Genomic DNA, 23,623 nt, shown 5'->3' on the forward strand with positions numbered 1-23,623 from the left:
AGGCTCGACGGCGTGACCGCCTCCGTCCCCGCCCCCCAGCCCCGGCCCCGCGACGTCGTCGGCATCGTCGGCCTCGTCCTCGCGATCGTCCTCGTCCTCGCGCAGATCGGGCGGACCGCGCTCACCACGGCCATCCCGGTCCTCGCGTTCCAGGGCGGCTTCGACACCACGCAGATCGGGGCGCTCTTCGCCGCCCTCGGGGTCACGATGCTCGTGCTCGCGACGGCGACCGCGATCGTCGGCGTCATCGGCGTCGCGCGGAAGGACCGCGCCCGGCTGCTCTCGGCCGTCACGCTCGGCGTCGGCGCGAGCGTCGCGATCGTCGAGCTGGGCGCGCTCGTCGTCCCGCCCCTGGTCGGCCTCTCCCTCCAGTACTGACGAGGCCCGCCGGAGCGGATCCCTCCGCCCGCCCTCGCAGGATCCGCACGGCGCCGCGTCCGTTCCTCGCGCTCCGCTGCGCCGCGACGGCCCTGCCGGCTTCCCGGCGATGCGCCAGGATGGGGGCATGACGACACGCGTGGACGGCCTCTTCGTCTACCCGGTGAAGGGCCTGACCCCGCAGCCGCTCCCCCGCGTCGAGCTCACCGCCGGCCGCGGCGTCCCCTTCGACCGCACGATCGCCCTCGCCCGCCCCGGCGGCGCCTACCGGCCCGGCATGCGGCACGGCATCTCCAAGCGCGAGTACTTCGTGCTCGTCGCCGAGGCGCGCCTCGCCGGCCTGACCACGCACCTCGACCCCGACAGCGGAGTGCTCACCGTCGACGTCCGCGGTCACCGGGTCCTCTCCGCCGACCTCGGCGCGGAGGACGGCCGGGCCGCACTGCGCTCCTTCGCCGCCCGCGTGCTCGACCTGCCGCCCGGCGTCGAGCCCGTGATCGCCCAGGACGCGGGGCGCCGCTACACCGACACGGCCCACAACTCCGATGTCGAGATGGAGTACGTCTCGCTGATCAACCTGGCGAGTGTCCGCGACCTCGCCGAGCGCACCGGCCGGAGCGTCGATCCGCTGCGGTTCCGCGGGAACATCCACCTCGAGGGGCTGCCCGCGTGGAGCGAGCTCGAGCTGCTCGGGCGCGAGCTCACCGCGGGCGGGCTGCGGCTGCGGATCACGAAGGCCACCGAGCGGTGCGCCGCGACCGAGATCGAGCCGGGCACCGGTCGGCGCGACCTGCCGGTCCCCCGGCTGCTGCACGAGACCTACGGCCACGAGCTCCTCGGCGTCTACGCGGAGGTCCTCGACGGCGGCACGCTCGGTGTGGGCGACGAGCTGGTGCTCCGTGGCTGAGCTGCGGCTCGTGGTGGCCGAGCGCGAGGCGCTCACCCCGGCCGTCACCCGCTTCGTGCTGCGGAGCGAGGACGGCGCCCCGCTGCCCGGCTACTCCGCCGGCGCGCACCTCACGCTCACGACCCCCTCCGGCGAGCGCCGCAGCTACAGCCTCGTCGAGCCGGGATCCGCGGAGCCGTCGCACTACGCGATCGCGGTGCGCCGCGAGCCCGGGGGTCGGGGCGGATCGCGGAGCCTCCACGACGACGTCCGCGTCGGCGACGTCCTCTCCTCCGCGCCGCCCGCGAACACCTTCGTCCTCCGGCCCGCCGCCCGCTACATCCTGATCGCCGGCGGGATCGGGGTCACCCCGATCCGCGCCATGGCCGCCGAGCTCCGGGCGCAGGGCTCGGCCGTGCAGGTCGTCTACCTCAGCCGCACCCCCGGGGACACGGCGTGGCTCGACGAGTTCTCCGCCGACGGCTCCCTCGTGCACCACAGTGCGATCCACGGCCGGCTCGACCTCTGGCCGCTCGTCGCCGAGCCCGACGACGACGCCCGGATCTACTGCTGCGGTCCGTCCGCGCTGATCGACGAGGTCCTCGCCCTCACGATGCACTGGCGCCCGAGCCGGATCCACGTCGAGGACTTCGCGGGCGTAGACGCCGTCGGCGACCGGGCCGTCCCCTTCGCCGCCGTCTGGGAGCCGACCGGTGCCGTCGTGGAGGTCCCGGCCGACCGCTCGCTCCTCACCGCGCTCCGCTCCTCCGGGATCGACGTCGACTCCTCCTGCGAGTCGGGCACGTGCGGCACCTGCCGCCTGCGCCTCGTCGGCGGGAGGGCGGAGCACCGCGACCTGGTGCTGACCCCCGAGGAACAGGACCGCTGGATCATGCCGTGCGTCTCGCGCTCCGCCGGCGGCGAGCTGGTCGTCGCCCCGGAGTGACGGAGCGACGGGGCCGGTCCCACGCACGCCGGCCGACACGCGTCGGCCGTCGTGTGACGCCGCGTGACGGGCGCCCGGCGCCCGGTCCCCTGCATGCCTAGGCTCCCGGACGGGGGACCACGACCGTCACGACCGAAGGACTTCCGATGACCAGCACCTCCGTCCGCACCCAGCTCGACCAGTTCACCGTCGGCTTCGACGAGACGGTCGGCCCCGAGCTCGCCGCCGTCTTCTCCGGCGAGCGCGACGACCTCGTCGCCGCCGGCGCCCCGAGCGGAGCCGTCACCGCCGGCGACGCGCTTCCCGCCGCCTCCGTCGTGACCGTCGACGGCGACACCGTCGACCTCGCGGACGTCCTCGGCGCGGGCCCGGCCGTCCTCGTCTTCTACCGCGGAGCCTGGTGCCCGTACTGCAACATCACGCTCAAGCACTACAACGAGACCCTCGCCCCCGAGCTCGCGTCGCGCGGAGTCGCCCTCGTCGCGATCAGCCCGCAGACCCCCGACGGGTCGCGCGCGGCGGTCGCGAACGGCGACCTGGGCTTCACCGTCGTCTCCGACCCCGGCAACACGCTCGCGAGCGCTCTCGGCATCGTCACCGCCCCCAGCGGCGAGGCGCAGGAGGCGCACACCGCGCTCGGCTTCGCCGTGAAGGACAGCAACGCCGACGACACCCCGGCCGTCCCGTATCCGACCGTCCTGGTCGTCGACGTCGACCGGATCGTCCGCACGGCGGACGTGCACGTCGATTACACGACGCGCACGGAGACCGAGGAGATCCTCGCCGCCGTCGACGCGCTCTGACGCCTCCGCTCGCACCCTGAGCACGCGCGGCGGTCGAGCGCACCCCCTCGCCCGCCGCGCCGCCGCTCCCTAGGCTCGACCCGTGACAGCGGAGACGGACGTGCTCGTGGTCGGCGGCGGTCCGGTCGGACTCCTGCTCGGCGCGCTCCTGGCGCGGGCCGGAGTGGACGTGCAGGTGTGGGAGCGGCGCTCCTCGGTGCCGCGCGGCTCGCGGGCGATCGGCATCCATCCGCCGTCGCTCGACGCGTTCGCCGCGATCGGCGCCGATGCTCCCGTGCTGGCCGAGGCCACCCGGGTCCGCGAGGGCGTCGCGCGCAGCCGGGGCCGCACCCTCGGCACGCTCTCGTTCGCGCGCGCCTCCGCGACGCACCCCTACGTCGTCACCCTCGACCAGCACCGCACCGAGGCGATCCTCCGCGAGCGCCTCGAGGCGGCGGCCCCGGACGCGCTGCGCCCCGGGGTCGCGCTGACCGGCCTGCTCCGTCACGGCTCCACCGTCGAGGCGACCGGCATCGGACCGGGCGGCGAGCCGGTCTCCGTCCGCGCCGCCTTCGTCGTGGGGGCCGACGGCGCCCGGAGCACAGTCCGCGATCTGCTCGGGATCCGCACCACCGGCCGCGACTACCCGGACCGCTACGTGATGGGCGACTTCGCCGACCCCGAGCCCGGCGGTCTCACCGGCACCGCGCTGGTCGACGTCGGCCCGGCCGGAGTGGTGGAGTCCTTCCCCCTGCCGGGCGGTCGGCGCCGGTACGTCGCCCTGAGCGGCCCCGACCGCTCCCTCGGCGCCCCCGCCTGGCGGCCCGAGGATGCCCCCGACCAGGAGGCCGCGCGCGCCCTGGCCGCCGCTGTCCGCGACCGGACGGGCGCCGACGCCGACCCGGAGACCTGCACGATGCTCAGCGGCTTCCAGGTGCGGCGCCGCGAGGCCGAGCGGATGGGCGTCGGCCGCGTCGTGCTCATCGGCGACGCCGCGCACGAGATCAGTCCGATCGGCGGGCAGGGCATGAACCTCGGCTGGCTCGACGCCGCCGAGCTCGCCCCGCTCCTGGCCGGTGCCGTGCGCCGCGGCGAGGCCGGCCCCTGGCCCGGCTTCGCCCGGTGGCGCACCACCGCGGCCCGGCGCGCGGCGCGGCAGGCGGAGGCGAACATGGCGCTCGGACGCCCGCTCGGCACGCTCGCGCACCGCGGCCGTGAGGCGTTCCTCCGCACCGCCCTCGCCCTGCCGACCTCGGACCTGCTCGCCCGCGTCTACGCGATGCGCTGGTCCTGAGGGCGGCCGGTCAGCCGATGAGCCGCGCGCCCGCCAGCCCGAGCTCGACCACCAGCACGAGCGAGGCCGCGATCACCAGCCGGAACAGGGTGCGCGTGGGCGGGCCGGTCAGCACCAGGCGGATGCCCGCCGCGGCGAGCACGACCACCGCGAGGGTCCCGATCACCGCGAGCACCACGCCCGTCCCGCGCACCGGCTGGTCGCCGACGAGCTGTCCGACGAGCACGAGCAGCGCGGCGACCACCAGCGACCCGAAGGCGACGACTCCGGAGAGCCGCAGGCCGAGGCGGTGGGGGAAGCCGCGGACCCCGGTGGCCTCGTCGTCGACCAGGTCGGGGAGCACGTTCGTGCAGTGGATCGCGACGCCGAACACGGCGCCGGTCGCGATCGCCCACCAGGCGGGGACCCGGCCGTCGCCCGCCGCCACCGCCACCACCGGCAGCAGCCCGAAGGCGACCACGAAGGGAACGACGGACCAGACCGTGCGCTTGAGCCCCGCGTCGTAGGCCCAGCCCGCGGCGACCAGCACCAGGTGCGCGACCGCGGCGACCGGTCCGAGCAGCAGCGAGAGCACCACGGCGGCCGCGGCCGTCCCCAGTGCGGCGGTGCGGACGGCGCCCACGCCGATCAGCCCCTGCGCGACCGGCTTGTCGGTGCGCCCCACCGCGCGGTCGCGGTCGGCGTCGATCCAGTCGTTCGCGAGCCCGATCGAGAGCTGCCCGAGCAGCACGGCGAGCGCCACCAGCACGACCTGCCCGAGCGGATGCCCGGACGCCGCCGCGATCACGGTCGCCAGCACGGTGACCGTCACGGTCGGCCCGGGGTGCGACGAGGCCAGCAGGAGTCGCACCCGGGACGTCATCCCGCCAGCCTACGGTCGCGGCGGCACAGCGGGGCGCCGGTCGCGCTCCCCGCCCCGGAGCGGGATCCAGCGTGGTTCGAGCGCGGCGCCCTCATCAGCCCGCGACGGGAATGGCCCGGGATGGGGCAGGGTTGCACCACCCGGCATCCCGACTCAGGAAGAAGGCCTCGTGGACCTCGTGCACTGGCTGTTCGACGCGCAGATCGTCATCGGCGAGCAGACCGTCCTCTGGCGGGAGGTCATCGGCAACGTCTTCGGGCTCCTCAGCGCCCTCGGCGGGATGCGGAGGAAGGTCTGGGCCTGGCCCGTCGGCCTCATCGGCAACGTGCTGCTGTTCACGGTCTTCATGGGCGCCCTGTTCGGCACTCCGAACCCCGTCAACCTGCTCGGCCAGGCCGGGCGGCAGGTGATGTTCATCCTGGTCAGCGTCTACGGCTGGTACCGGTGGACCCACCGCCCCGACGACTCGACCACCTTGATCGAGCCGCGCTGGGCGTCGTGGCGCACCCGCGGCCTGCTGGTGCTCGGGATGGTCGGCGGCACCGCGGTGCTGACCCCGGTGTTCCGCGCGCTCGGCTCCTACGAGCCGGTCTGGAGCGACGCGTGGATCTTCGTCGGCTCCGTCCTCGCCACCTACGGTATGGCGAAGGGCTGGACCGAGTTCTGGCTCATCTGGGTGGCCGTCGACCTGGTCGGCGTGCCGCTGCTGTTCTCGGCCGGCTACTACGCGTCGGGGCTGATGTACGTCTTCTACGGCGCGTTCACCCTGGTCGGGTTCTTCGTCTGGATGCGGCAGGGCACCCGTCCGTCCGCCGCTCCGATCACGGTCGGCTAGCTCTAGCAGCCTGCCGCCGCCGGCGGAAGTGGCCGTGCGGGAGGCGCTGTCGGTGGTCCACTGGGAGCGGAGGCGCCCGCCTCCCCCACCCGGAACGGACGCCATGCTCTCCCTCGTCTACTCCAGCCGCACCTCCGCCGGCTTCACGGACGCCGACCTCCCCGCGCTGCTCGCCCAGTGCCGCGCGAACAACGAGCGCCTCGGCCTGACCGGCATGCTCCTGCACCGCGACGGCCGATTCCTCCAGGTGCTCGAGGGGCCGGACGCGGTCCTGCGCGAGCGGATGGCCGTCATCGCCGCCGACGAGCGCCACGCGCAGCTGCGCACCCTCCTCGAGGAGCCGATCCGGGAGCGGCTGTTCCCGGAGTGGTCGATGGCGTTCGAGTCCGCCGCCGACGCCGACGCCGCCGGGCTCCGCACCTCCTTCGACGACCTCGACGACGCCGAGGCCGAGAGCGCGACGCTCCCGGCCCTGCGCGAGCTCATCCGCTTCTTCCGCGAGCGGAGCTAGGCGGAGCTGGGCGGAGCTGGGCGGAGCTGGGCGGAGCGATACGGGACGCCGGGACCGCGGCCGGTCCGCCGCCGGGAGCCGACGCCCGTCAGTCCTCCGCCGAGGGAGGAGCGAGCCGGTCGAGCCGCGCCAGGAGCGGGGCGAAGCCGTCGCCGAGCAGGGCGCTCAGCGGCTCGCCGAACCAGAACCGCCAGACGGAGTCGAGCTCCTCGCCGGTGATCCGTCCTCGGCGCAGGAGGATGCTCGCGATCGGGGCCGCCTCAGACGCGTGCTCGTCGCGGGGAGCGCCGTCCTCGCGACCCGGCTCGAGTCCGTACGGATCGACCGCGTCGAGCTCCCGCAGGACGGCCGCCAGCATCGCGTCAGGGCGTTCCGCGGCCGCCCCGTCCTGATTCGTCGGTGCTCGGCGCTCCATCGCGAGAAGGTACCGAGCCCACTCCTCGTCGTCCATTCGTCGTCTCCGATCTCTCCGGATCCCGCGCCTTCTCGAGGCCTTTCTCTTCCTTCGGCGCCGGCTTGTCGAGGCACGGGGGAACCGCCTCTCCGACGGCTTGTCATCCCCCCGCGAGAAAGGCGCGGACGCCTTCCCGCGTCAGCCCCGAGGCGACGGCGAGCCGGTGCTCTCCGGCCCCGAGTCGGGCGGCTCCGCGGAGGGCCGCGGCCCTTTCTCCGCCCTCGCCGGAAGTCCCGCTCCGGAATGCCGCGAATTCCGCGGACACCTTATCGAGAGCGTCGACGACATCGCCGGACACGCTCTCCGGCGGCTCGCCGAGATCGATGCGCCAGCCTCTCCCGGACTTCTCGTCGCTGTCGTTCACACGCGGGAAAGTACCCCGGACCGCAGGGTGGCGCCTGTGATCGCCCGACGCCGTCGCGCCCCAGGGATCCGTCGTCGACGTCCGAGCGCACACGCCTCCCGGTCCGGAGAGGACGGCCTTCGAGGACTGTCCCGCGGACCTCGTCGCCGTGCTCCGCTTCGATGCGGCCTCCGCCTCGGCCGAGGTCTTCGACGGCTGACCCGACCGCGTCGACCACCCGCTGCGACGACCGCGGGGCGGAGGCGCGGATCGCGTCGTTCCGGCGCGCCCGCACCAGCGGTGCCGGAACGTCCGGCCGATCCGGGAGCGGCACCCGTCCGAGCCGTCGAGGTTCCGTCGGTGTGCAGGCCCCCGCGCCGAGGGACGTAAAGTGTGCTCACACGCGCCCGCGGACGGGCGAGCCGCCCGTGAGGGCGCCCCGGTCCTGCGTCGGAGGCGCCGATCACAGAGAGCCGCGGTGCCCGATGCCGGAAGACAAGCCCGCGTCGCGGGCGCCGAGCATCTACGACGTCGCCCGCGCGGCCGGCGTCTCGCACCAGACCGTCTCCCGGGTCCTGAACGACCACCCGAGCCTCCGCGCCGAGACGAAGAAGCGCGTGCTCGAGGTCATGGCCGAGCTCGACTACCGCCCCAACCTCGCCGCGCGGGCACTGGTCACCAGCCGCACCCGCACCGTCGGCGTGCTGTCCTCGCAGAGCCTGCAGTACGGTCCGGCCTCCAGCATCCAGGCCATCGAGGTGGCGGCGCGCGACGCGGGCTACCTCGTCGTCACGGCCAACGTCGACGGCACCGACGGCGCGTCGATCCAGGCCGGGATCCGGCATCTGCTCAACCAGGCGGTCGAGGGCCTCGTGGTCGTCGCCCCGCAGATCCGCGTCTTCGACATCCTCTCCGGAGTCGCGCTGCGCATCCCGCACGTGACGCTGCAGACGAGCGAGGACGACCGCGACGACGCGCTCTACGTCGACCAGATGGCCGGCGCCCGCATCGCCACCGGGCACCTGATCGACCTCGGGCACACCGAGATCGTGCACCTCGCCGGCCCGCAGGACTGGATCGAGGCCGAGGCGCGGATGCGCGGCTACCTCGCCGAGCTCGACCACCGCTCGATCCCGCTGCGCCCGCCGCTGCTCGGCGACTGGAGCGCCGAGCGCGGCCACCGCGTGGGCCTCGAGCTCTCGCGCTTCCTCGACTTCACCGCGGTGTTCGCGGGGAACGACCAGATGGCGCTCGGACTGATGAGCGCGTTCCACGAGCGCGGGGTCCGCGTGCCGGAGGACGTCAGCGTCATCGGCTTCGACGACATCCCCGAGGCTGCGTTCTACTGGCCGCCGCTGACCAGCGTCCGCCAGGACTTCGTGGAGCTCGGACGCCGGTGCGTGGCCGCGCTGCTCAGCCTGATCGAGGGCGACCGGCCGGAGAAGGCGGCGCCGATCGCTCCGCAGCTGGTCGTCCGCGGATCCACGGCCGTCCCCCGGAGCGCGAGCGTCACCGCCTCGCGCTGACCGGCGGCCGCGACGCCCTCGCGCCGCGACCGCCCGGGATCACTCGCCGTGAGCGGCGATCGACACGTCGTTCCAGCGCTTCCAGGTCTCGAGGCGCGACTCGTAGTCCGCCGTCGCGATGCCCAGCGGCGCGCGCCCGAAGAAGATCCGCAGCGGCGGCTCGTCCGCGTCCACGACCGCGAGGATCCCGAGGCGCGAGGCCCGCGGGTCGCCCTGCTGAGCGGCGGAGGGGCGTCGGCTCGCTGCCTCCCGGACCTCGTCGTACGCGGCGATCGGCTCGCTGCGCGACGCGGAGGGACCGGACCAGTCGGTCGAGTACCCGCCGGGCTCGACGAGGGTCACGTGGATCCCGAAGCCGGCGACCTCGGCTGCCAGCGACTGGGTGAAGCCCTCGAGCGCCCACTTCGACGCGTGGTACGCGCCGATCGAGGGGAACGCGCTGATGCCGCCGATGCTCGACACCTGGACGATGTGGCCCGAGCCCTGCTCGCGGAGGATCGGCAGCGCTGCCTGGGTGACCCAGAGGGCGCCGAAGACGTTGGTCTCGAGCTGCGCGCGGACCTCCTCCTCGGTGAGCTCCTCGATCATGCCGAAGTGCCCGTAGCCGGCGTTGTTGATCACGACGTCCAGCCGGCCGAACCGCTCGGCCGCGGCCTGCACGGCGGCGAAGCCGGCCGCGCGGTCGGTCACGTCGAGGGTCAGCGGGAGGAACGTGTCGGGGTACTCCTCGACGAGGGCGTCGAGGGTCTCGATCCGGCGGGCGGTGCCGGCGACCGAGTCGCCGCGCTCGAGCGCCGCCTCGGCCCACTCGCGGCCGAAGCCCTTCGAGGCACCGGTGATGAACCAGGTCTTCGTCATGGTGTGCGTCCTTTCGACAGTGCTGGACGCAACGCCGACGGCTCCTGCTCCCTTCCGGGGCCGGGGACCCTTGACAGCACCGCTCCGAGAGCGGACGACGCGCCGCCGGTGTCCCGTTACCGAGTCGAGACGTGCGCGTTGACACGAACGGCGCCGTCGGGTCTAGCATGACGCAATGTGATCGCTCACATGGCATCACATCTCCGCCCCGATCCCGAGGGCGGCCCTGCATCCACTGCATTCAATGACGAAGGAATCACAGTGACCACAATGAAGCGCGCTCTCATCGCCGGCATCGCCGGCGGAGCGATGATCCTCTCCCTCGCCGCCTGCTCCTCCGGAACCGGTGGCGGCTCGGGCTCGGGATCCGGCGACGGCGGCCTCGTCGGCGTCGCGATGCCGACCAAGTCGTCCGAGCGCTGGATCGCTGACGGCAACAACGTCAAGTCGCAGCTCGAGGAGGCCGGCTACAAGGTCGACCTGCAGTACGCCGAGGACGACATCCCCACCCAGGTCTCGCAGCTCGAGAACATGATCACGAAGGGCGCCAAGGCCCTGATCGTCGCCTCGATCGACGGCACCACCCTCACGAGCGTGCTCGAGGAGGCCAAGGCCAACGACATCCCCGTCATCGCCTACGACCGCCTCATCCGCGACTCCGAGAACGTGGACTACTACGCCACGTTCGACAACTACAAGGTGGGCGTCCAGCAGGCCACCTCGCTCCTCGCGGGCCTCGGTCTCACCGACCTCACCGGCGCGAAGGCCGCCGACGCCCCCGCCGGCCCGTTCAACGTCGAGCTGTTCGCCGGCAGCCCCGATGACAACAACGCCACGTTCTTCTTCAACGGCGCGATGGACACCCTCCAGCCGTACATCGACGACAAGACGCTCGTCGTGAAGTCCGGCGAGACCGACTTCAACACCGTCGCCACGCTCCGCTGGGACGGCGAGGTCGCCCAGAGCCGCATGGAGGACATCCTCACCAAGACGTACTCCGACGGCTCCAAGGTCCAGGGCGTCCTCTCGCCCTACGACGGCCTCAGCCGCGGCATCATCTCGGCTCTGACCGACGCCGGCTACACCGTCGGCTCCGACTTCCCGATCATCACCGGTCAGGACGCCGAGCTCGACTCCGTCAAGGCGATCATCGCCGGCGAGCAGTACGCGACCATCTACAAGGACACCCGCGAACTCGCCAAGGAGGCCGTGAAGATGGCCCAGGCCGTGCTCGAGGGCACCGAGCCCGAGGTCAACGACACCGACACCTACGACAACGGCAAGAAGGTCGTCCCGTCCTTCCTGCTCGAGCCGGTCATCGTCACCAAGGACCAGATCCAGTCCGTCCTCGTCGACGGCGGCTACTACACCGACGCGGAAGTGAACGGCTAGTCCTCTCTCCTCACCCGAGAAGGAACACCCCGGGAGGGCGCCCACTGGGCGCCCTCCCCCACTACGAAGGAAGGGAGGCGGCGTGACCTCGAACATCCTCGAGATGCGCGGCATCACCAAGACGTTCCCGGGCGTGAAGGCGCTCCAGGACGTCACGCTCAACGCACAGCGCGGCGAAGTCCACGCGATCTGCGGGGAGAACGGCGCCGGCAAGTCGACGCTGATGAAGGTCCTGTCGGGCGTCTACCCCCACGGCACCTACGAGGGCGACATCGTCTTCGAGGACGAGGTGATGCAGTTCTCCAGCATCCGCGACTCGGAGGCGAAGGGCATCGTCATCATCCACCAGGAGCTGGCCCTCAGCCCCTACCTCTCCATCGCGGAGAACATCTTCCTCGGCAACGAGGTGCGCGGCTTCGGCGGCCTGATCGACTGGAACAAGACCAACCAGGAGGCGGCGGCGCTGCTGGCCCGCGTGGGTCTGCGCGAGAACCCGACCACCAAGATCATGGAGATCGGAGTCGGCAAGCAGCAGCTCGTCGAGATCGCGAAGGCGCTCTCCAAGCGGGTCAAGCTGCTCATCCTCGACGAGCCCACCGCGGCCCTGAACGACGAGGACTCGGACCACCTGCTCGACCTGATCCTGCACCTCAAGGAGCAGGGCATCACGTCGATCATCATCAGCCACAAGCTGAACGAGATCAAGAAGATCGCGGACACCGTCACGGTCATCCGCGACGGCAAGACCATCGAGACGATCGCTCACGACGACGTCACCGAGGACCGCATCATCAAGGACATGGTCGGCCGCGACCTCGACCACCGCTACCCGGACCACACGCCGCACATCGGCGAGGAGATCCTGCGCGTGGTCGACTGGACGGCCCACCACCCCCAGGACCCGTCCCGCGTCATGGTGGACAAGGTCAACCTGTCGGTCCACCGCGGCGAGATCGTCGGCATCGCCGGGCTCATGGGCGCCGGGCGCACCGAGTTCGCGATGAGCCTCTTCGGCCGCTCCTACGGCAGCCGCATCTCCGGCCAGGTCTTCAAGGCCGGCAAGGAGATCAAGATCCGCAACGTCTCGGAGGCGATCGCCCACGGGCTCGCCTACGCGACCGAGGACCGCAAGCACTACGGCCTCAACCTCATCGACGACATCAAGCGGAACATCTCGCTCGCGTCGCTCGACAAGGTCGCCCGCGGCGGACTCGTCGACGACAACCGCGAGTTCGAGGTTGCCAACGAGTACCGCGGCAGCATGAACATCAAGTCGCCGACCGTGCTCGCCAAGACCGGGAAGCTCTCCGGCGGCAACCAGCAGAAGGTCGTCCTGTCGAAGTGGATCTACTCCGACCCGGACGTCCTCATCCTCGACGAGCCCACCCGCGGCATCGACGTGGGTGCGAAGTACGAGATCTACACCATCATCAACCGGCTCGCGGCGCAGGGTAAGGGGATCATCGTCATCTCCTCCGAGCTGCCGGAGCTGCTCGGCATCTGCGACCGCGTCTACGCGCTGTCGGAGGGCCGGATCACGGGCGAGCTGCCCATCGCCGAGGCGACGCCCGAGGCGGTCCTCACCCTCATGACCCAGGAGAAGCAACGATGACCGATCTGCAGAACGAACCGTCCACCGCGGCCGGTGCGCAGGTGAAGCCCACCGAGAACGCCTTCACGAAGCGCCTCAGCCACGTGCTGGGCGACCTCGGCAAGAACGGCATCTTCATCGCCCTCATCGTGGTGGTGCTGCTGTTCGAGGTGATGACCGGCGGAATCCTCCTCCGCCCCCAGAACATCTCGAACCTGATCGTCCAGAACGGCTACATCCTGATCCTCGCCATCGGCATGGTGATGGTCATCGTGGCCGGGCACATCGACCTCTCGGTCGGCTCGGTCGCGGCGTTCGTCGGAGCGATCTCGGGCGTCTTCGCGGTCAACATGGGTCTCCCGTGGTGGCTGTCGATCATCCTCTCCCTCCTCATCGGCGCCCTGGTCGGAGCGTGGCAGGGCTTCTGGATCGCCTACGTCGGGATCCCGGCGTTCATCGTGACCCTGGCGGGCATGCTGATCTTCCGCGGCCTGGCGCTCGTCGTCCTCGGCAACGCGAACATCGGCTCCTTCCCGACCGAGTACCGCGCGCTGGGCAACGGCTTCCTCACCGACCTGTTCGGCGAGACCGACCTCGACCCGCTGTCGCTCGTCATCGGCGCGCTCGCGATCGTCGCCTTCGCCGTGCAGTCCGTGCGCACCCGCCGCGGCCGCCAGAAGTACGCGCAGAGCGTCGAGCCGGGCGCCTGGTTCGTCACCAAGCTCGTCCTCGTCTCCGTCGTGATCGCGGCCTTCTCCTTCGCGCTGGCCACCTTCAAGGGCATCCCGGTCACCCTGATCGTGCTCGCCGTGCTCGTCCTGATCTACGGCGTGGTCATGAACCGCTCCGTCTTCGGCCGTCACGTCTACGCGATCGGCGGCAACCTGCACGCCGCGGAGCTGTCCGGCATCAAGACCCGCAACGTCACCTTCTGGCTGTTCGTCAACATGGGCGTCCTCGCGGCGCTGGCCGGCCTCGTCTTCACCGCGCGACTCAACCTCGCCGGCCCGAAGGCGGGCGACGGCTTCGAGCTCGAGGCCATCTCGGCCGCCTTCATCGGCGGCGCGGCGGTCCAGGGCGGCGTCGGCACCATCGGCGGCGCGATCATCGGTGGCCTCATCATCGGCGTCCTGAACAACGGCATGTCGATCATGGGCATCGGCATCGAGTGGCAGCAGGCGGTCAAGGGCCTCGTGCTCCTGCTCGCGGTCGCCTTCGACGTCTACAACAAGCGCCGCTCGGGCGGACGCTAGGCCCTGCGGTCGTGCCCGACTGGTCGCGGTTCCTGCCGCTGAGCACCGGGCCCTCGGTCGACGAGACGGGCGTCAGCAACGACTGGCGCCCCCTCGTCGCCGAGAGGCTCGACCGCCTCGCCGTCCTGGCCGCCTCGCCCTCCACCACGGAGGGCGAGGCGGCCAGTGCCGTCTCCCGGGACGCCCTGCTCGGAGAGCTCGTCGTGCGGCTCTCGAGCAGCACCGGCCAGCGCCTCGCGACGCGGATGGGCGCCCGCGAGGCCTCCTCCCCTCCCCCTGCCGCCGAGATCGCCCCGGCCCTGGCCGCTCTCGCCTCCGCTCGCCGCGCCGGCGCCGGTCCCCGCTCGGTCGCCGAGCTGGTCGAGGTCGTCCGCGTCGAGCTCGCCCTCTCCCCCGAGCCGCTCGCCCTCTCCTCCCGCATCACCGGCGGGGTGGCCCTGGACCGCCTGCAGCGCGCGCCGCTCGCGATCCGCGCCGCCGTCCGCGGTCGCACCCTCGCTCCGACCGACGCGGAGTGGGAGCTCGGCTCCGGCACCGCCCTGCGCGTGCCGGCCGACGCGATCCTCCGCTTCCTGCTCGGCCTCGGCCCCTTCCCCGCCGAGCCGACCGCCTAGGCGGCGCCGCCACCTGCCCCCGGGCGGAGGCGGCGCCGCGCCGGTCGTAGCATCGGAGGATGACGCGCTCACTGCCGAGAAGCACCCCGTCCGCCCGCTCCGTCGACGCCGAGGGAGTGCTGGCCTTCGTCGAAGGGGTCGAGGCCGCTCCCGGCGTCGAGCTGCACGGCCTGATGGTCGTGCAGGGCGGCGACGTCGTCGCCGAGGGCTGGTGGGCGCCGTACTCGGCCGAGCGGCCGCACCTCTTCTACTCGCTGAGCAAGAGCTTCACCTCGACCGCCGTCGGCCTCGCGGTCGCCGAGGGCCTGGTCGACCTGGACGCCACCGTCCTCTCGTACTTCCCCGAGCTCGACGACGAGATCACCGACCCGCGCTCGCGTGCGATCCGCGTCCGCCACGTCCTCGCGATGGCGAGCGGCCACTCCGCCGAGACGATCGACCGCGCCGAGGAGACGGATCCGGTCGACCTGGTGCGCGGCTTCCTCCTCCTCCCGCCGGAGCAGGAGCCGGGCAGCGTCTTCGCCTACAACCAGCCCTGCACCTTCGCCGCCGCCGCGATCGTGCAGCGCGTGAGCGGGCAGTCGCTGACCGACTACCTGCGCCCGCGCCTGCTCGATCCGCTCGGCATCGGCGAGGTCGCTTGGCATCGCGACGACTCGGGGCGCGAGCTCGGCTACAGCGGGCTGCACGCCACCACCGAGGCGGCAGCTGCGCTCGGACTGCTGTACCTGCAGGAGGGGCGCTGGGGCGACCGGCGGATCCTCTCGCCGGAATGGGTCGCCGAGGCGTCCCGCGGGCACGTCCCGACCCACGAGGACGGCGGACCGGACTGGCAGCAGGGCTACGGCTTCCAGTTCTGGCGGTCGCTGCACGGCTACCGCGCGGACGGCGCGTACGGGCAGTTCAGCCTGATCGTGCCCGAGCACGAGCTCGTGATCGCGCTGACCGGCCAGACCTCGGACACGCAGACGCTGCTCGCGCTCGCCTGGGAGCACCTGCTCCCCGCCGTCGGCCACGGGTCCACGGCGGAGGCCGACGCCCGGCTGGCCGACCGGCTGTCGGAGCTCGCCCTGCCCGCGCTCGAGGGCGCCTCCCCCGCGACCGGGAGCTACACGCCGGTCGGATCGTGGCCCGACGCCGTCGAGGTGACGGCCGACGAGGGCGGCTGGACGCTCGCGCTGACCGAGGGCGACGAGCGCTTCACGGTGACGCCCGGCGCGGGAGCCTGGACCGTCGACGGGCCGTTCGCGGCGAGCGCCGGACCCTCGGGCGACGGCGTCCTGGTCGACGTCGTGTTCCTCGAGACCCCGCACCGCCTGCACGTCGAGCTCGGTCCCGACCGCACGGCCCGCGTCCGCTGGGAGACGGAGCCGCTGCACGACGGCCCGCTCGCCGGGCTGCGCGCCCCGCGCTGACGGCAGGACCCGCTCCGCTCATCCGTCGCGAACGGCCCGTCCGCCCCTCGGCGACGGGCCGTTCGCGACGGATCGAGAGGGGTCGCGCTCGGCCGTGCGGACCGCGCGCATCAAGCGGTGCTCACCGGGGGTCGACGAGTCGAGGAGCGGAGTGGGCACGAGGGTCCTTCCTGGGGGCGGCGCTCTGGCACAATCGTCGGAGCGCTGCTCCGGAACATTGTGGAGCACTGCTCCGGAACATTGCGGAGCGCTGCTCCGGAATGTGGTGGAGCTGCGCTCGGAGACATTACGGAGCGCCGCTCCGAAAAGCAAGGAGAACCGATGAGCGACCGTGTGCCCCGCACGCCCGGCCGACCGCGGACCAGTCGCGACGCACTGCTCGCCGCCGCGGCGACGGTGTTCGTGGCCTCCGGCGTGGACGCGCCGGTCCGCGAGATCGCGGGGGAGGCCGGCGTCGGCATGGGGACGATCTACCGGCACTTCCCGACCCGCTCGGAGCTCGTGGTCGCCGTCTACCGCCACCAGGTCGAGGCCTGCGCAGAGGCGGGCCCACGGCTGCTCGCCGACAGCGCGACCCCGGAGGCCGCCCTCAGGGCCTGGGTCGCCCACTTCGTCGACCTCCTGGTGACCAAGCACGGCCTCGCCGGTGCGCTCCAGGGCGACAGCGCCGGATCCGACGCCCTGCACGCCTACTTCGTGGAGCGGCTCGTCCCCGTCTGCGGCGACCTGCTCGAGGCGGCACGATCCGCCCGGATCCCGGCGTCGAGTCTCAGCGGCTACATGCTCCTCAAGGGCATCGGCAACCTCTGCATCGGCGCCGCCCACGATCCGGACTACGACGCCGACACCCTCGTGCAGGCCCTCGTCACCGGAGCGCTGCAGGCGGATCAGCCCTGATCGCCTCCACGGTCCGCTCGACCGCGTCCTCGACCGCCGCCCGGCGGCTCGCGTCGTCCTCGCGCTCGGACTCGTGGACGAAGACGGCCCCGCCGCGCCGGGCTCCGCAGTAGTCGATGATCCCGTGCTGGATCTGCGTCAGCAGCGCCTGCTCGTAGCCGTGCCGCTCGTAGGTCCCGGCGGAGTCCCCCGCGACGAGGACGAGGTGGACGGTCAGGGCGCCGAGCCTGCGCTGCGTGCCGTGGACGGGGTCGATGTCGAAGGCCCAGCCGGCGAGGAAGACGCGGTCGATCCAGCCCTTCAGCAGCGCGGGCATCGACCACCAGTAGACGGGGAAGACGAGCACGAGATGGTCGACAACGTCGAGCCGGCGCTGCTCGCGGAGGACGTCGTCGGGAATCGGGCCGACACCGCGGTAGCGGTCCCGGTCGGCCGCGCCGAACCGCGGGTCGAAGCCCTCGGCGTCGAGGTCGGCCGTCTCCACTCCGTCGGGGCCGAGCTCGTACCGCAGCCGCCGGGCGAGGGCGGCGGTGAGGGAGTCGCGGTCGGGGTGCGCGGTGACGAGGAGGGTGCTCACCGCTCCAGTGAACCGCACCCGCCCTGCGGCACCCCTGGCAGGATGACCCGGTGACTCCGCACCGCTCCCCCCGCCGCCCCGACGTCGTCTCCGTCGAGCTCGTCGGTGGACCGGAGCCGCTCGAGCTCGCCCTGCACGAGCACGACCCCGAGTGGTCCGCCCTGTTCGAGGAGCACCGGCGGCGCATCCTCGAGGCCGTCCCAGGCGTGCGGGTCGAGCACATCGGCTCGACCTCCGTCCCGGGCCTGCCCGCGAAGCCGATCGTCGACGTGCTGGTCGTCGTGCCCGACGTCACGGCGGAGGAGGACCACGTCGCGCCGCTGCTCGAGGCCGGCTACGTCCTGCGCACCCGCGAGCCCGGGCACCGGCTCGTCCGCACGCCCGGACGGGACGCCCACGTCCACATCTACGAGGAGGGTCATCCCGCGATCGACGCGTACCTCCTCCTGCGCGACCGGCTGCGCACCGACCCGGCCGACCGCGAGCTCTACCGCAGCACGAAGGCGTCTCTCCTCCTCCGGCGCTGGGAGGACGGGAACGACTACGCCGAGGCGAAGTCCGCCGTGATCGCGGCCATCCTCGAGCGCGCGAGATCCTCGCAGCCCTGAGATCGATATCCGGAAGAACTGAGCGGGCTCGACAGCGCTCGCCAGGCGGTCGGCGGCTAGGCCGCACCGCACGTTCGATCGCCTCGAGCCCTCCGGCTCGGGGCGATCGCGGTTCGGGCGTCGGAGCTTCCGAATGTCCATATGTGAAAACCTAGGGGTATTAGGATCAACGCGTGCCCCGTCGCTCGCTCACCCGCTCCGCCGTCATCGATCGCGCCGCCGCGATCGCCGACGCCGATGGTCTCGCCGCCGTCACCCTGGCCGCCGTCGCCCGCTCGCTCGAGGTGCAGACGCCGAGCCTCTACACGCACGTCCGCGATCTCGCCGCACTCCGCGACGGCGTCACGGTCCTGGCCCTCGACGAGCTGTCCGACCGCATCGCCGTCGCGATCGCCGGACGCTCCGCCCGGGAGGCGCTGGACGGCTTCGCCGACGCCCACCGCTCCTTCGCGCGCGAGCGGCCGGGCCTGTGGGAGTCGCTGCAGCGCACTGCGGGGCCGGACGCGGTCGCCGCCCCGGCCGCCCGCCGCGTCGTGCAGCTCACAGATGCGGTCCTCCTCGGCTACGCGATCCCCGCCGAGGACCGGGTGCACGCCGTCCGAGTGACGGGCGCCGCTCTGAACGGCTTCCTCACCCTCGAACGGCTCGGGAGCTTCGCGCACAGCAGCCCGACCCCCGCGCAGTCGTGGAGCGAGCTCCTCGCCTGCCTGCACTTTCTTTTCAGCCACTGGACCCGCCGGAAGGACATCCCCGCATGATCAGCACACCCCTCCGAACGGCTCGTCCACGGCGCGATCGAGCTGGAGGAGGTGCCCCGCGGAGTCCGGCCGCACCGCCTCCCCCGCGCGGTCCGCGAGCGCGATGCGGATGCGCAGCTCCTGCTGATGGAGGCGCAGCCCTCGGGTGTCCGGATCTCCTTCGTCACCGAGGCGCGACGGATCGAGCTCGACGTGCACGCGACACGGGTCGCCTATCGGGGGCTGCCCCGGCCGCGCGGCGCAGTCGACGCGGTCGTCGACGGCGAGATGACCGCCTCCCACGCGCTCACCGGAGGCGACGCGATCGAATTCGACCTCGCGACCGGTGACCGGGCCCTCCTCCCCGGACCTCTCGACACGGTCGGGCTCGACCTCCCGGCCGGGCCGTCTCGCGTGGAGCTGCTCCTCCCGCACAACGAGGCGGTGGACCTCGTGGCCCTGCGGTCCGACGCACCGCTCGAACCCGCGCCGCTCTCCGGCCCCGTCTGGCTGCACCACGGCAGTTCGATCAGCCAGGGCTCGAACGCGGCGCGCCCCTCGGGCATCTGGCCGGCCGTGGCCGCCCGGGCGAGCGGCGCCCGCCTGTTGAACCTCGGCTTCGGCGGGAGCGCACTCGTCGACCCCTTCACCGCTCGCGTGATGCGGGACACTCCTGCCGACCTGATCAGTGTCGCGCTCGGCATCAACCTCGTGAACCTCGACGGCATGCGCCGCCGCACCTTCGTGCCGGCGGTGCACGGCTTCCTCGACACGATCCGCGAGGGCCATCCCGCGACGCCGCTGCTCCTCGTCACTCCGCTCTTCTGCGGGATCCACGAGGACACGCCGGGGCCGGGCGACGTCGATCCCGCGTCCTTCACGACCGGGGCGCCGCGCTTCGTCGCGACCGGCGACCCGGGCGACACCGCGAACGGACGGCTGACCCTGCGGATCGTCCGCGAGGCGCTGGCCGAGGTCGTCGCCGCGCGCTCCGACGACCCGGACCTGCGACTGCTCGACGGGCTCGCGCTCTACGGGCCGGACGACGCCCAGCGGCTCCCGCTCCCGGACGGCCTGCACCCGGATCCGGAAGCGCACGAGCTCATCGGCCGCCGGTTCGCGGAGCTCGCCTTCGGCCCGGGCGGGGCGTTCGCGCCGGAGCGCTGAGCGGCCAAGACGGAGCCCGGGCGGCCGTCCGACGCCCGGCCGTCGGTCGATCAGGATGTTGACGTCATCAGACCCTCGTGGAAGCCTGATGTTTGCGTGAACATGCGCGAAGTCCCCGGTGCAAAGGAGCACAGCATGACGTCTCGACCACGAGCGGCCGCCGCGGCGGTGGCCGCGCTGCTCGTCGCAGCACTCCTGGGAACAGGAGCGCAGTCGGCCTCGGCCGCCGTGGCCACGGATCCCGACGACGGAGTGCCGCGCACCTCGACGCCCGTGACCTACACCGACTACCCGGCGGTCCAGGACCCGGGCAGCACCGCGGCCGGCTACTTCCAGCCCTACTGGTACGACACCGACGGCCGCCACATCCAGGCGCACGGCGGCCAGATCGTCACCGTCGAGGAGGGCGGTCAGCAGGTCCAGTACTGGTACGGCGAGGACCGCACGAAGGGCTACTGGAACAGCCCCGGAGTCGCGGTCTACCGCTCCACCGACGGCCACAACTGGGAGAACAAGGGCACCGCGCTCCGCAGCGTCTCGGCTCCGGCCGACCTCGAGGCCCCCTACTTCGACGCGCTCTACGACACCGTCGACGACTCCGGAGCCCCTCGCGCCGACCGCATCGCGGAGCTCGACTACCACCTCGACACGACGCAGGCCTCGCCGAACACCGCCATCTTCGAGCGCCCCAAGGTCCTCTTCAACGAGAAGACCGGCAAGTGGGTCATGTGGTGGCACTCCGACGGCCGGACCACGCCGGGCGGCAGCACCTACGCGCGCTCGATGGCGGGAGTCGCCGTCTCGGACAGCCCGACCGGGCCCTTCACGCTCCAGGGCGTCTACCGCCTCTACAACCGCACGGACTACAAGGCCTGCACCACCTCCGCCGTTCCCGGGCAGGCGCGGGACATGACCGTCTTCCAGGATGAGGACGGCACCGCGTACATCTCCTACTCCTCCGAGGAGAACTACTCGCTCTACGTGGCGAAGCTGGACGCCGACTACACCAACGTCGAGCGGACCACCACGACCGACACCCTCGACGCGAACCAGTACTCGGCCGACGGGACGTACCCCTACGTCTTCGCCGACGGTGCGGCCGGAGCACCGGTGCGCGGCACCGACTTCCAGATCGTGAAGGAGTGCGGACACCTCGAGGCGCCCGCGATCTTCGCCAACGGCGGCAAGTACTACACGATCGCCTCCGGGGCGACCGGCTGGGCGCCGAACCCGCAGACCTACTACACCGCCGACTCGATCCTCGGCGCGTGGACCCGCGGAGTCGAGAAGGGCGACGCCGACGAGAACGTCGCCTACAACGCGATCCCGGAGGGCGGCGACGGCCTGCTCTCGATCGGCGACTCCCGCAAGACCACCTTCGGCTCGCAGTCGACGAACGTCCTCACCCTCGCTCCCGGGAAGTACGTCTACATGGGCGACCGGTGGAACGAGGGCAAGTCGGACTCGACCTACGTCTGGCTCCCGATGACGGTCGGTGAGAACGGCCGCCTCGAGATGCGGAACCCCGCTCAAGAGGACCCGGCGCGCTGGGGATCCGGCTGGAACCTCTCCTACTGGGACGACAAGGGGGTCGGCGACGGCGTCTGGTCGGTCGTGGACGCCCGTCTGCCGAAGCAGGTCCGCCGCGGCGCCGACATCGCCGCCGCGCTCCCCTCGACGGTCTCGGTCGCGAGCAACGGCTCGACCCGCGACGTCGCCGTGACCTGGGCCGCCCCCGGCCCCGCCGAGCTCGGCACGGTGCAGGTGACGGGTACGCTCGCCGCCGACGCCGGGTTCTCCTCCGGCCGCCGCTTCACCCGCACGATCGAGGTGGCGGAGCCGGGCATCGCGAACCTCGCTCCCGGAGCGTCCGTCGCGGTCTCGAGCCGCACGGACCTCGCCGGCAAGCTCATCGACGGCGACGTCAAGGGCAAGGGCTGGGACGACTGGTCCTCGGCCGGCTACCCGCGCGACAGCCGCCTCTCCTTCTCCTGGGGCGCGGCGCAGAACCTCGACTCGGTGACGGTCAGCACCTACAAGGACGGTGCGACCGCCACCTGGCCCTCGAGGATCGAGGTCGAGTACCAGGTGAACGGCGCATGGACGACCTCCTCGGTCGCCACCACCCTCAGCCAGGCCGCGACCGGATCCGCCCCGACGGCGATCCTCGACCTGTCCTCCCTGCCCGACACCACGGGCCTCCGCCTGCACCTCACCAGCGCGGCGAACACGTGGCAGTCGGTCTCGGAGGTGCAGATCTGGGGCACCGCGCCGCCGACGAACGTCTGCCGCGTCCCCGGAGCCGCGGTCTCGGCGTCGTTAAGCCAGACGAAGTACGCGACCCTCCCCGCGAAGAACGCCTGCGACGGCAACGTGAGCACCCCCTGGTCGACCTGGACCGACGGCACCTTCGCCGGCAGCGCCGAGTTCACGCTGACGAACACCGAGGCGCACCGCGTCGCCGGGCTCACCTTCACCAACACCGAGGGCACCCTGGCGTCGGTGAGCGTGGCCTACCGCGCCGAGGACGGCACCTGGAAGCCGACCACCGCGCAGAACGTCGCTCCGGCGGCGAACGGCACGCTGACCACGATCCCGTTCGCGGCGGTCTCGGCCACCGGCTTGAAGCTGACCTTCTCCACGCCGGGCTCGTTCCTCAAGATCGGCGAGATCGTCGTCCCCGAGGCGGCCGCCCCGGCGCTGACGGTGCCGGTGACCGTGACGTCGCGCTGCGTCGCCGGGAAGGCGGTGCTGACTGTCCTCGCCAAGAACGGCGGCACCGCTCCGATCGACGTCGCGATGGCCTCGGCCTACGGCTCGAAGACGGTCACCGCGGTGGCCGCGGGCGCGAGCGGATCGGCCGCGTTCACCACCCGCCTGGCGAGCATGCCGGGCAGCCAGGTGACGGTGACCGCCACGGCGGGCTCCGAGACCCTCGCGCAGACGGTGGCCTACCCGGCCCGCGTCTGCTGAGCGCACGGCGGCCGGTCTCCCGGCCGTGACGGAGGAGGGGGTGCCCGCGGGCGCTCCCTCCTCTGCGTGTGCGGCGCATCATCCGACGCGCAGGGCGAGTGCGGGCTCGATGTGCGCGGCTCAGGGCACCAGATGCCGAAGGACGTGCCGGGCCTGGGCGGGAGCGCCGTCACGTCGATCTCCGCGGGCGAGAAGGAACGGCCGCTCCCCCGCAGGCGCTCCCCGAGAAGGAGATCGGTCGCCTGATCGATCCGGCTCAGCGCCGCCTCGTCGAGGAGGTGGGCGCACGAGCGTGGCCGAGCCCCGCTGGCGCGCTCCGCGGCACTCCACCCGGAAGCGGGGGTGCAGAGCACTTCGCGCTCCTGGTAGTAATCACAGGCGGGCGCATCGCAGAGCCCGCAGAACTGGACCGTCCGTGACCCGCACCACCCGCGCTCTCGCCGCGTTCGTCCCGACGACGACCCTCGTGCTCTCCGTGGTGTTCGCCTCCGCCGCACTCGCGCCCGAGGCGATGACCGCCCCGGAAGCGGTGTCGACGCCGACCGCCGCCTCGCCCGCGGAGGATGCGGCGGCGACTGCGGACTCCTCCGCTCCCGGTGCGGGATCCGGCGCCTCCGACCGCCGCTCCTCGAGCCCCTCCTCCGCGGACCCCGTCGACCCCGCGCAGCCGACGACCGGCTCCTCCCCCGCGGACCGGCCCGCCACAGACCCGCCCGCCGCGGAC

Annotated in this window: 23 protein-coding genes and 1 pseudogene; 19 read left to right on the forward strand and 5 right to left on the reverse strand. The window is 72.5% G+C overall.

Going from position 1 to position 23,623, the window contains the following annotated elements; genetic code table 11:
- The 5 genes from C5C71_RS17700 to C5C71_RS15425 form a co-directional block, all read left to right on the forward strand.
- The coding region (locus C5C71_RS17700) for a hypothetical protein (protein ID WP_181065735.1) at window positions 1–378 on the forward strand (378 nt) is incomplete at its 5' end.
- Window positions 379–505: 127 nt separating this feature from the next.
- Complete coding sequence (locus C5C71_RS15410; protein ID WP_181065736.1) at window positions 506–1,285, forward strand: MOSC domain-containing protein; 780 nt, start codon at window positions 506–508, stop codon at window positions 1,283–1,285.
- Entirely contained in the window at window positions 1,278–2,210 is a 933-nt protein-coding gene (locus tag C5C71_RS15415; RefSeq protein WP_181065738.1) for a PDR/VanB family oxidoreductase, read from the forward strand. Before C5C71_RS15410 ends, C5C71_RS15415 begins: the two co-directional genes overlap by 8 nt.
- 146 nt (window positions 2,211–2,356) lie before the next feature.
- Entirely contained in the window at window positions 2,357–3,013 is a 657-nt protein-coding gene (locus tag C5C71_RS15420; protein WP_104261571.1) for a peroxiredoxin-like family protein, read from the forward strand.
- Between the two features lie 82 nt (window positions 3,014–3,095).
- A complete protein-coding gene (locus tag C5C71_RS15425; protein WP_104338024.1) occupies window positions 3,096–4,286 on the forward strand; it encodes an NAD(P)/FAD-dependent oxidoreductase in 1,191 nt (396 codons plus the stop codon).
- A 10-nt stretch (window positions 4,287–4,296) separates the two neighbouring features.
- Here C5C71_RS15425 and C5C71_RS15430 read toward each other — a convergent pair whose 3' ends face one another.
- Window positions 4,297–5,148 carry a UbiA family prenyltransferase gene (locus tag C5C71_RS15430; protein WP_104250913.1) on the reverse strand — a complete coding sequence of 284 codons (852 nt, stop codon included), beginning with the start codon at window positions 5,146–5,148 and terminating at the stop codon, window positions 4,297–4,299.
- Window positions 5,149–5,317: 169 nt separating this feature from the next.
- Between C5C71_RS15430 and pnuC the strand changes: the two genes are divergently transcribed.
- Together pnuC and C5C71_RS15440 are read left to right on the forward strand one after the other, a co-directional pair.
- Window positions 5,318–5,983, forward strand: coding sequence for a nicotinamide riboside transporter PnuC (gene pnuC / locus C5C71_RS15435; RefSeq protein WP_104227403.1), 666 nt, complete (start codon window positions 5,318–5,320; stop codon window positions 5,981–5,983).
- Window positions 5,984–6,086: 103 nt separating this feature from the next.
- Window positions 6,087–6,494, forward strand: coding sequence for a BLUF domain-containing protein (locus tag C5C71_RS15440; RefSeq protein WP_104227402.1), 408 nt, complete (start codon window positions 6,087–6,089; stop codon window positions 6,492–6,494).
- An 88-nt stretch (window positions 6,495–6,582) separates the two neighbouring features.
- On the opposite strand, the gene C5C71_RS15445 is transcribed toward C5C71_RS15440, so the two are convergent.
- Both C5C71_RS15445 and C5C71_RS15450 read right to left on the reverse strand, forming a co-directional pair.
- Window positions 6,583–6,909, reverse strand: coding sequence for a hypothetical protein (locus C5C71_RS15445; protein ID WP_146084498.1), 327 nt, complete (start codon window positions 6,907–6,909; stop codon window positions 6,583–6,585).
- Between the two features lie 139 nt (window positions 6,910–7,048).
- On the reverse strand, window positions 7,049–7,312 hold the full coding sequence (locus C5C71_RS15450; RefSeq protein ID WP_104227400.1) for a hypothetical protein: 264 nt from the start codon (window positions 7,310–7,312) through the stop codon (window positions 7,049–7,051).
- A 464-nt stretch (window positions 7,313–7,776) separates the two neighbouring features.
- On the opposite strand from C5C71_RS15450, the gene C5C71_RS15455 reads away from it, so the two are divergent.
- Entirely contained in the window at window positions 7,777–8,817 is a 1,041-nt protein-coding gene (locus tag C5C71_RS15455; protein WP_104234510.1) for a LacI family DNA-binding transcriptional regulator, read from the forward strand.
- Between the two features lie 39 nt (window positions 8,818–8,856).
- On the opposite strand, the gene C5C71_RS15460 is transcribed toward C5C71_RS15455, so the two are convergent.
- Window positions 8,857–9,675 carry an SDR family oxidoreductase gene (locus tag C5C71_RS15460; protein ID WP_104256397.1) on the reverse strand — a complete coding sequence of 273 codons (819 nt, stop codon included), beginning with the start codon at window positions 9,673–9,675 and terminating at the stop codon, window positions 8,857–8,859.
- A gap of 270 nt (window positions 9,676–9,945) precedes the next feature.
- On the opposite strand from C5C71_RS15460, the gene chvE reads away from it, so the two are divergent.
- From chvE to C5C71_RS15490, 6 genes are all read left to right on the forward strand, one after another.
- Window positions 9,946–11,067 (forward strand): multiple monosaccharide ABC transporter substrate-binding protein, encoded by a 1,122-nt coding sequence (gene chvE / locus C5C71_RS15465; protein ID WP_104227397.1) that lies wholly within the window; start codon window positions 9,946–9,948, stop codon window positions 11,065–11,067.
- An 82-nt stretch (window positions 11,068–11,149) separates the two neighbouring features.
- A complete protein-coding gene (mmsA, locus tag C5C71_RS15470; RefSeq protein WP_104234508.1) occupies window positions 11,150–12,679 on the forward strand; it encodes a multiple monosaccharide ABC transporter ATP-binding protein in 1,530 nt (509 codons plus the stop codon).
- Window positions 12,676–13,911, forward strand: coding sequence for a multiple monosaccharide ABC transporter permease (gene mmsB, locus C5C71_RS15475; RefSeq protein ID WP_104227395.1), 1,236 nt, complete (start codon window positions 12,676–12,678; stop codon window positions 13,909–13,911). Before mmsA ends, mmsB begins: the two co-directional genes overlap by 4 nt.
- Window positions 13,912–13,922: 11 nt before the next feature.
- Entirely contained in the window at window positions 13,923–14,525 is a 603-nt protein-coding gene (locus C5C71_RS15480) for a hypothetical protein (protein WP_104338026.1), read from the forward strand.
- Between the two features lie 59 nt (window positions 14,526–14,584).
- Window positions 14,585–15,940 carry a serine hydrolase gene (locus C5C71_RS15485; RefSeq protein WP_104338027.1) on the forward strand — a complete coding sequence of 452 codons (1,356 nt, stop codon included), beginning with the start codon at window positions 14,585–14,587 and terminating at the stop codon, window positions 15,938–15,940.
- Between the two features lie 321 nt (window positions 15,941–16,261).
- Complete coding sequence (locus tag C5C71_RS15490) at window positions 16,262–16,837, forward strand: TetR/AcrR family transcriptional regulator (protein WP_104338028.1); 576 nt, start codon at window positions 16,262–16,264, stop codon at window positions 16,835–16,837.
- Here the strand turns inward: C5C71_RS15490 and C5C71_RS15495 are convergent.
- Window positions 16,806–17,414 (reverse strand): NAD(P)H-dependent oxidoreductase, encoded by a 609-nt coding sequence (locus tag C5C71_RS15495; protein WP_104338029.1) that lies wholly within the window; start codon window positions 17,412–17,414, stop codon window positions 16,806–16,808. The two genes, C5C71_RS15490 and C5C71_RS15495, sit on opposite strands and share 32 nt — an antisense overlap.
- A gap of 50 nt (window positions 17,415–17,464) precedes the next feature.
- On the opposite strand from C5C71_RS15495, the gene C5C71_RS15500 reads away from it, so the two are divergent.
- The 5 genes and pseudogenes from C5C71_RS15500 to C5C71_RS15520 form a co-directional block, all read left to right on the forward strand.
- The gene (locus C5C71_RS15500) at window positions 17,465–18,022 is read left to right on the forward strand and encodes a GrpB family protein (RefSeq protein ID WP_104261580.1); all 558 of its coding nucleotides are present in this window, start codon (window positions 17,465–17,467) and stop codon (window positions 18,020–18,022) included.
- A gap of 173 nt (window positions 18,023–18,195) precedes the next feature.
- Window positions 18,196–18,780 carry a TetR-like C-terminal domain-containing protein gene (locus tag C5C71_RS15505; RefSeq protein ID WP_104224976.1) on the forward strand — a complete coding sequence of 195 codons (585 nt, stop codon included), beginning with the start codon at window positions 18,196–18,198 and terminating at the stop codon, window positions 18,778–18,780.
- Between the two features lie 51 nt (window positions 18,781–18,831).
- A complete protein-coding gene (locus tag C5C71_RS15510; RefSeq protein WP_258068746.1) occupies window positions 18,832–19,926 on the forward strand; it encodes a GDSL-type esterase/lipase family protein in 1,095 nt (364 codons plus the stop codon).
- Between the two features lie 135 nt (window positions 19,927–20,061).
- Complete coding sequence (locus tag C5C71_RS15515; protein WP_104338031.1) at window positions 20,062–22,899, forward strand: discoidin domain-containing protein; 2,838 nt, start codon at window positions 20,062–20,064, stop codon at window positions 22,897–22,899.
- Window positions 22,900–23,314: 415 nt separating this feature from the next.
- Window positions 23,315–23,623: pseudogene (locus C5C71_RS15520) on the forward strand (hypothetical protein); the annotation flags it as partial.

The organism is Rathayibacter sp. AY1C1, from assembly GCF_002932105.1.
Classification (GTDB): domain Bacteria; phylum Actinomycetota; class Actinomycetes; order Actinomycetales; family Microbacteriaceae; genus Rathayibacter.

What these genes read in the sequence shown, in the direction of transcription:
- chvE (WP_104227397.1), top strand. Translation starts at nt 9,946, where the DNA reads ATGAAGCGCGCTCTCATCGCCGGCATCGCCGGCGGAGCGATGATCCTC.
- C5C71_RS15460 (WP_104256397.1), bottom strand. Translation starts at nt 9,675, where the DNA reads ATGACGAAGACCTGGTTCATCACCGGTGCCTCGAAGGGCTTCGGCCGC.
- C5C71_RS15455 (WP_104234510.1), top strand. Translation starts at nt 7,777, where the DNA reads ATGCCGGAAGACAAGCCCGCGTCGCGGGCGCCGAGCATCTACGACGTC.
- C5C71_RS15515 (WP_104338031.1), top strand. Translation starts at nt 20,062, where the DNA reads ATGACGTCTCGACCACGAGCGGCCGCCGCGGCGGTGGCCGCGCTGCTC.
- C5C71_RS15430 (WP_104250913.1), bottom strand. Translation starts at nt 5,148, where the DNA reads ATGACGTCCCGGGTGCGACTCCTGCTGGCCTCGTCGCACCCCGGGCCG.
- mmsB (WP_104227395.1), top strand. Translation starts at nt 12,676, where the DNA reads ATGACCGATCTGCAGAACGAACCGTCCACCGCGGCCGGTGCGCAGGTG.
- C5C71_RS15445 (WP_146084498.1), bottom strand. Translation starts at nt 6,909, where the DNA reads ATGGAGCGCCGAGCACCGACGAATCAGGACGGGGCGGCCGCGGAACGC.
- C5C71_RS15420 (WP_104261571.1), top strand. Translation starts at nt 2,357, where the DNA reads ATGACCAGCACCTCCGTCCGCACCCAGCTCGACCAGTTCACCGTCGGC.
- C5C71_RS15485 (WP_104338027.1), top strand. Translation starts at nt 14,585, where the DNA reads ATGACGCGCTCACTGCCGAGAAGCACCCCGTCCGCCCGCTCCGTCGAC.
- C5C71_RS15490 (WP_104338028.1), top strand. Translation starts at nt 16,262, where the DNA reads ATGAGCGACCGTGTGCCCCGCACGCCCGGCCGACCGCGGACCAGTCGC.
- C5C71_RS15440 (WP_104227402.1), top strand. Translation starts at nt 6,087, where the DNA reads ATGCTCTCCCTCGTCTACTCCAGCCGCACCTCCGCCGGCTTCACGGAC.
- C5C71_RS15410 (WP_181065736.1), top strand. Translation starts at nt 506, where the DNA reads ATGACGACACGCGTGGACGGCCTCTTCGTCTACCCGGTGAAGGGCCTG.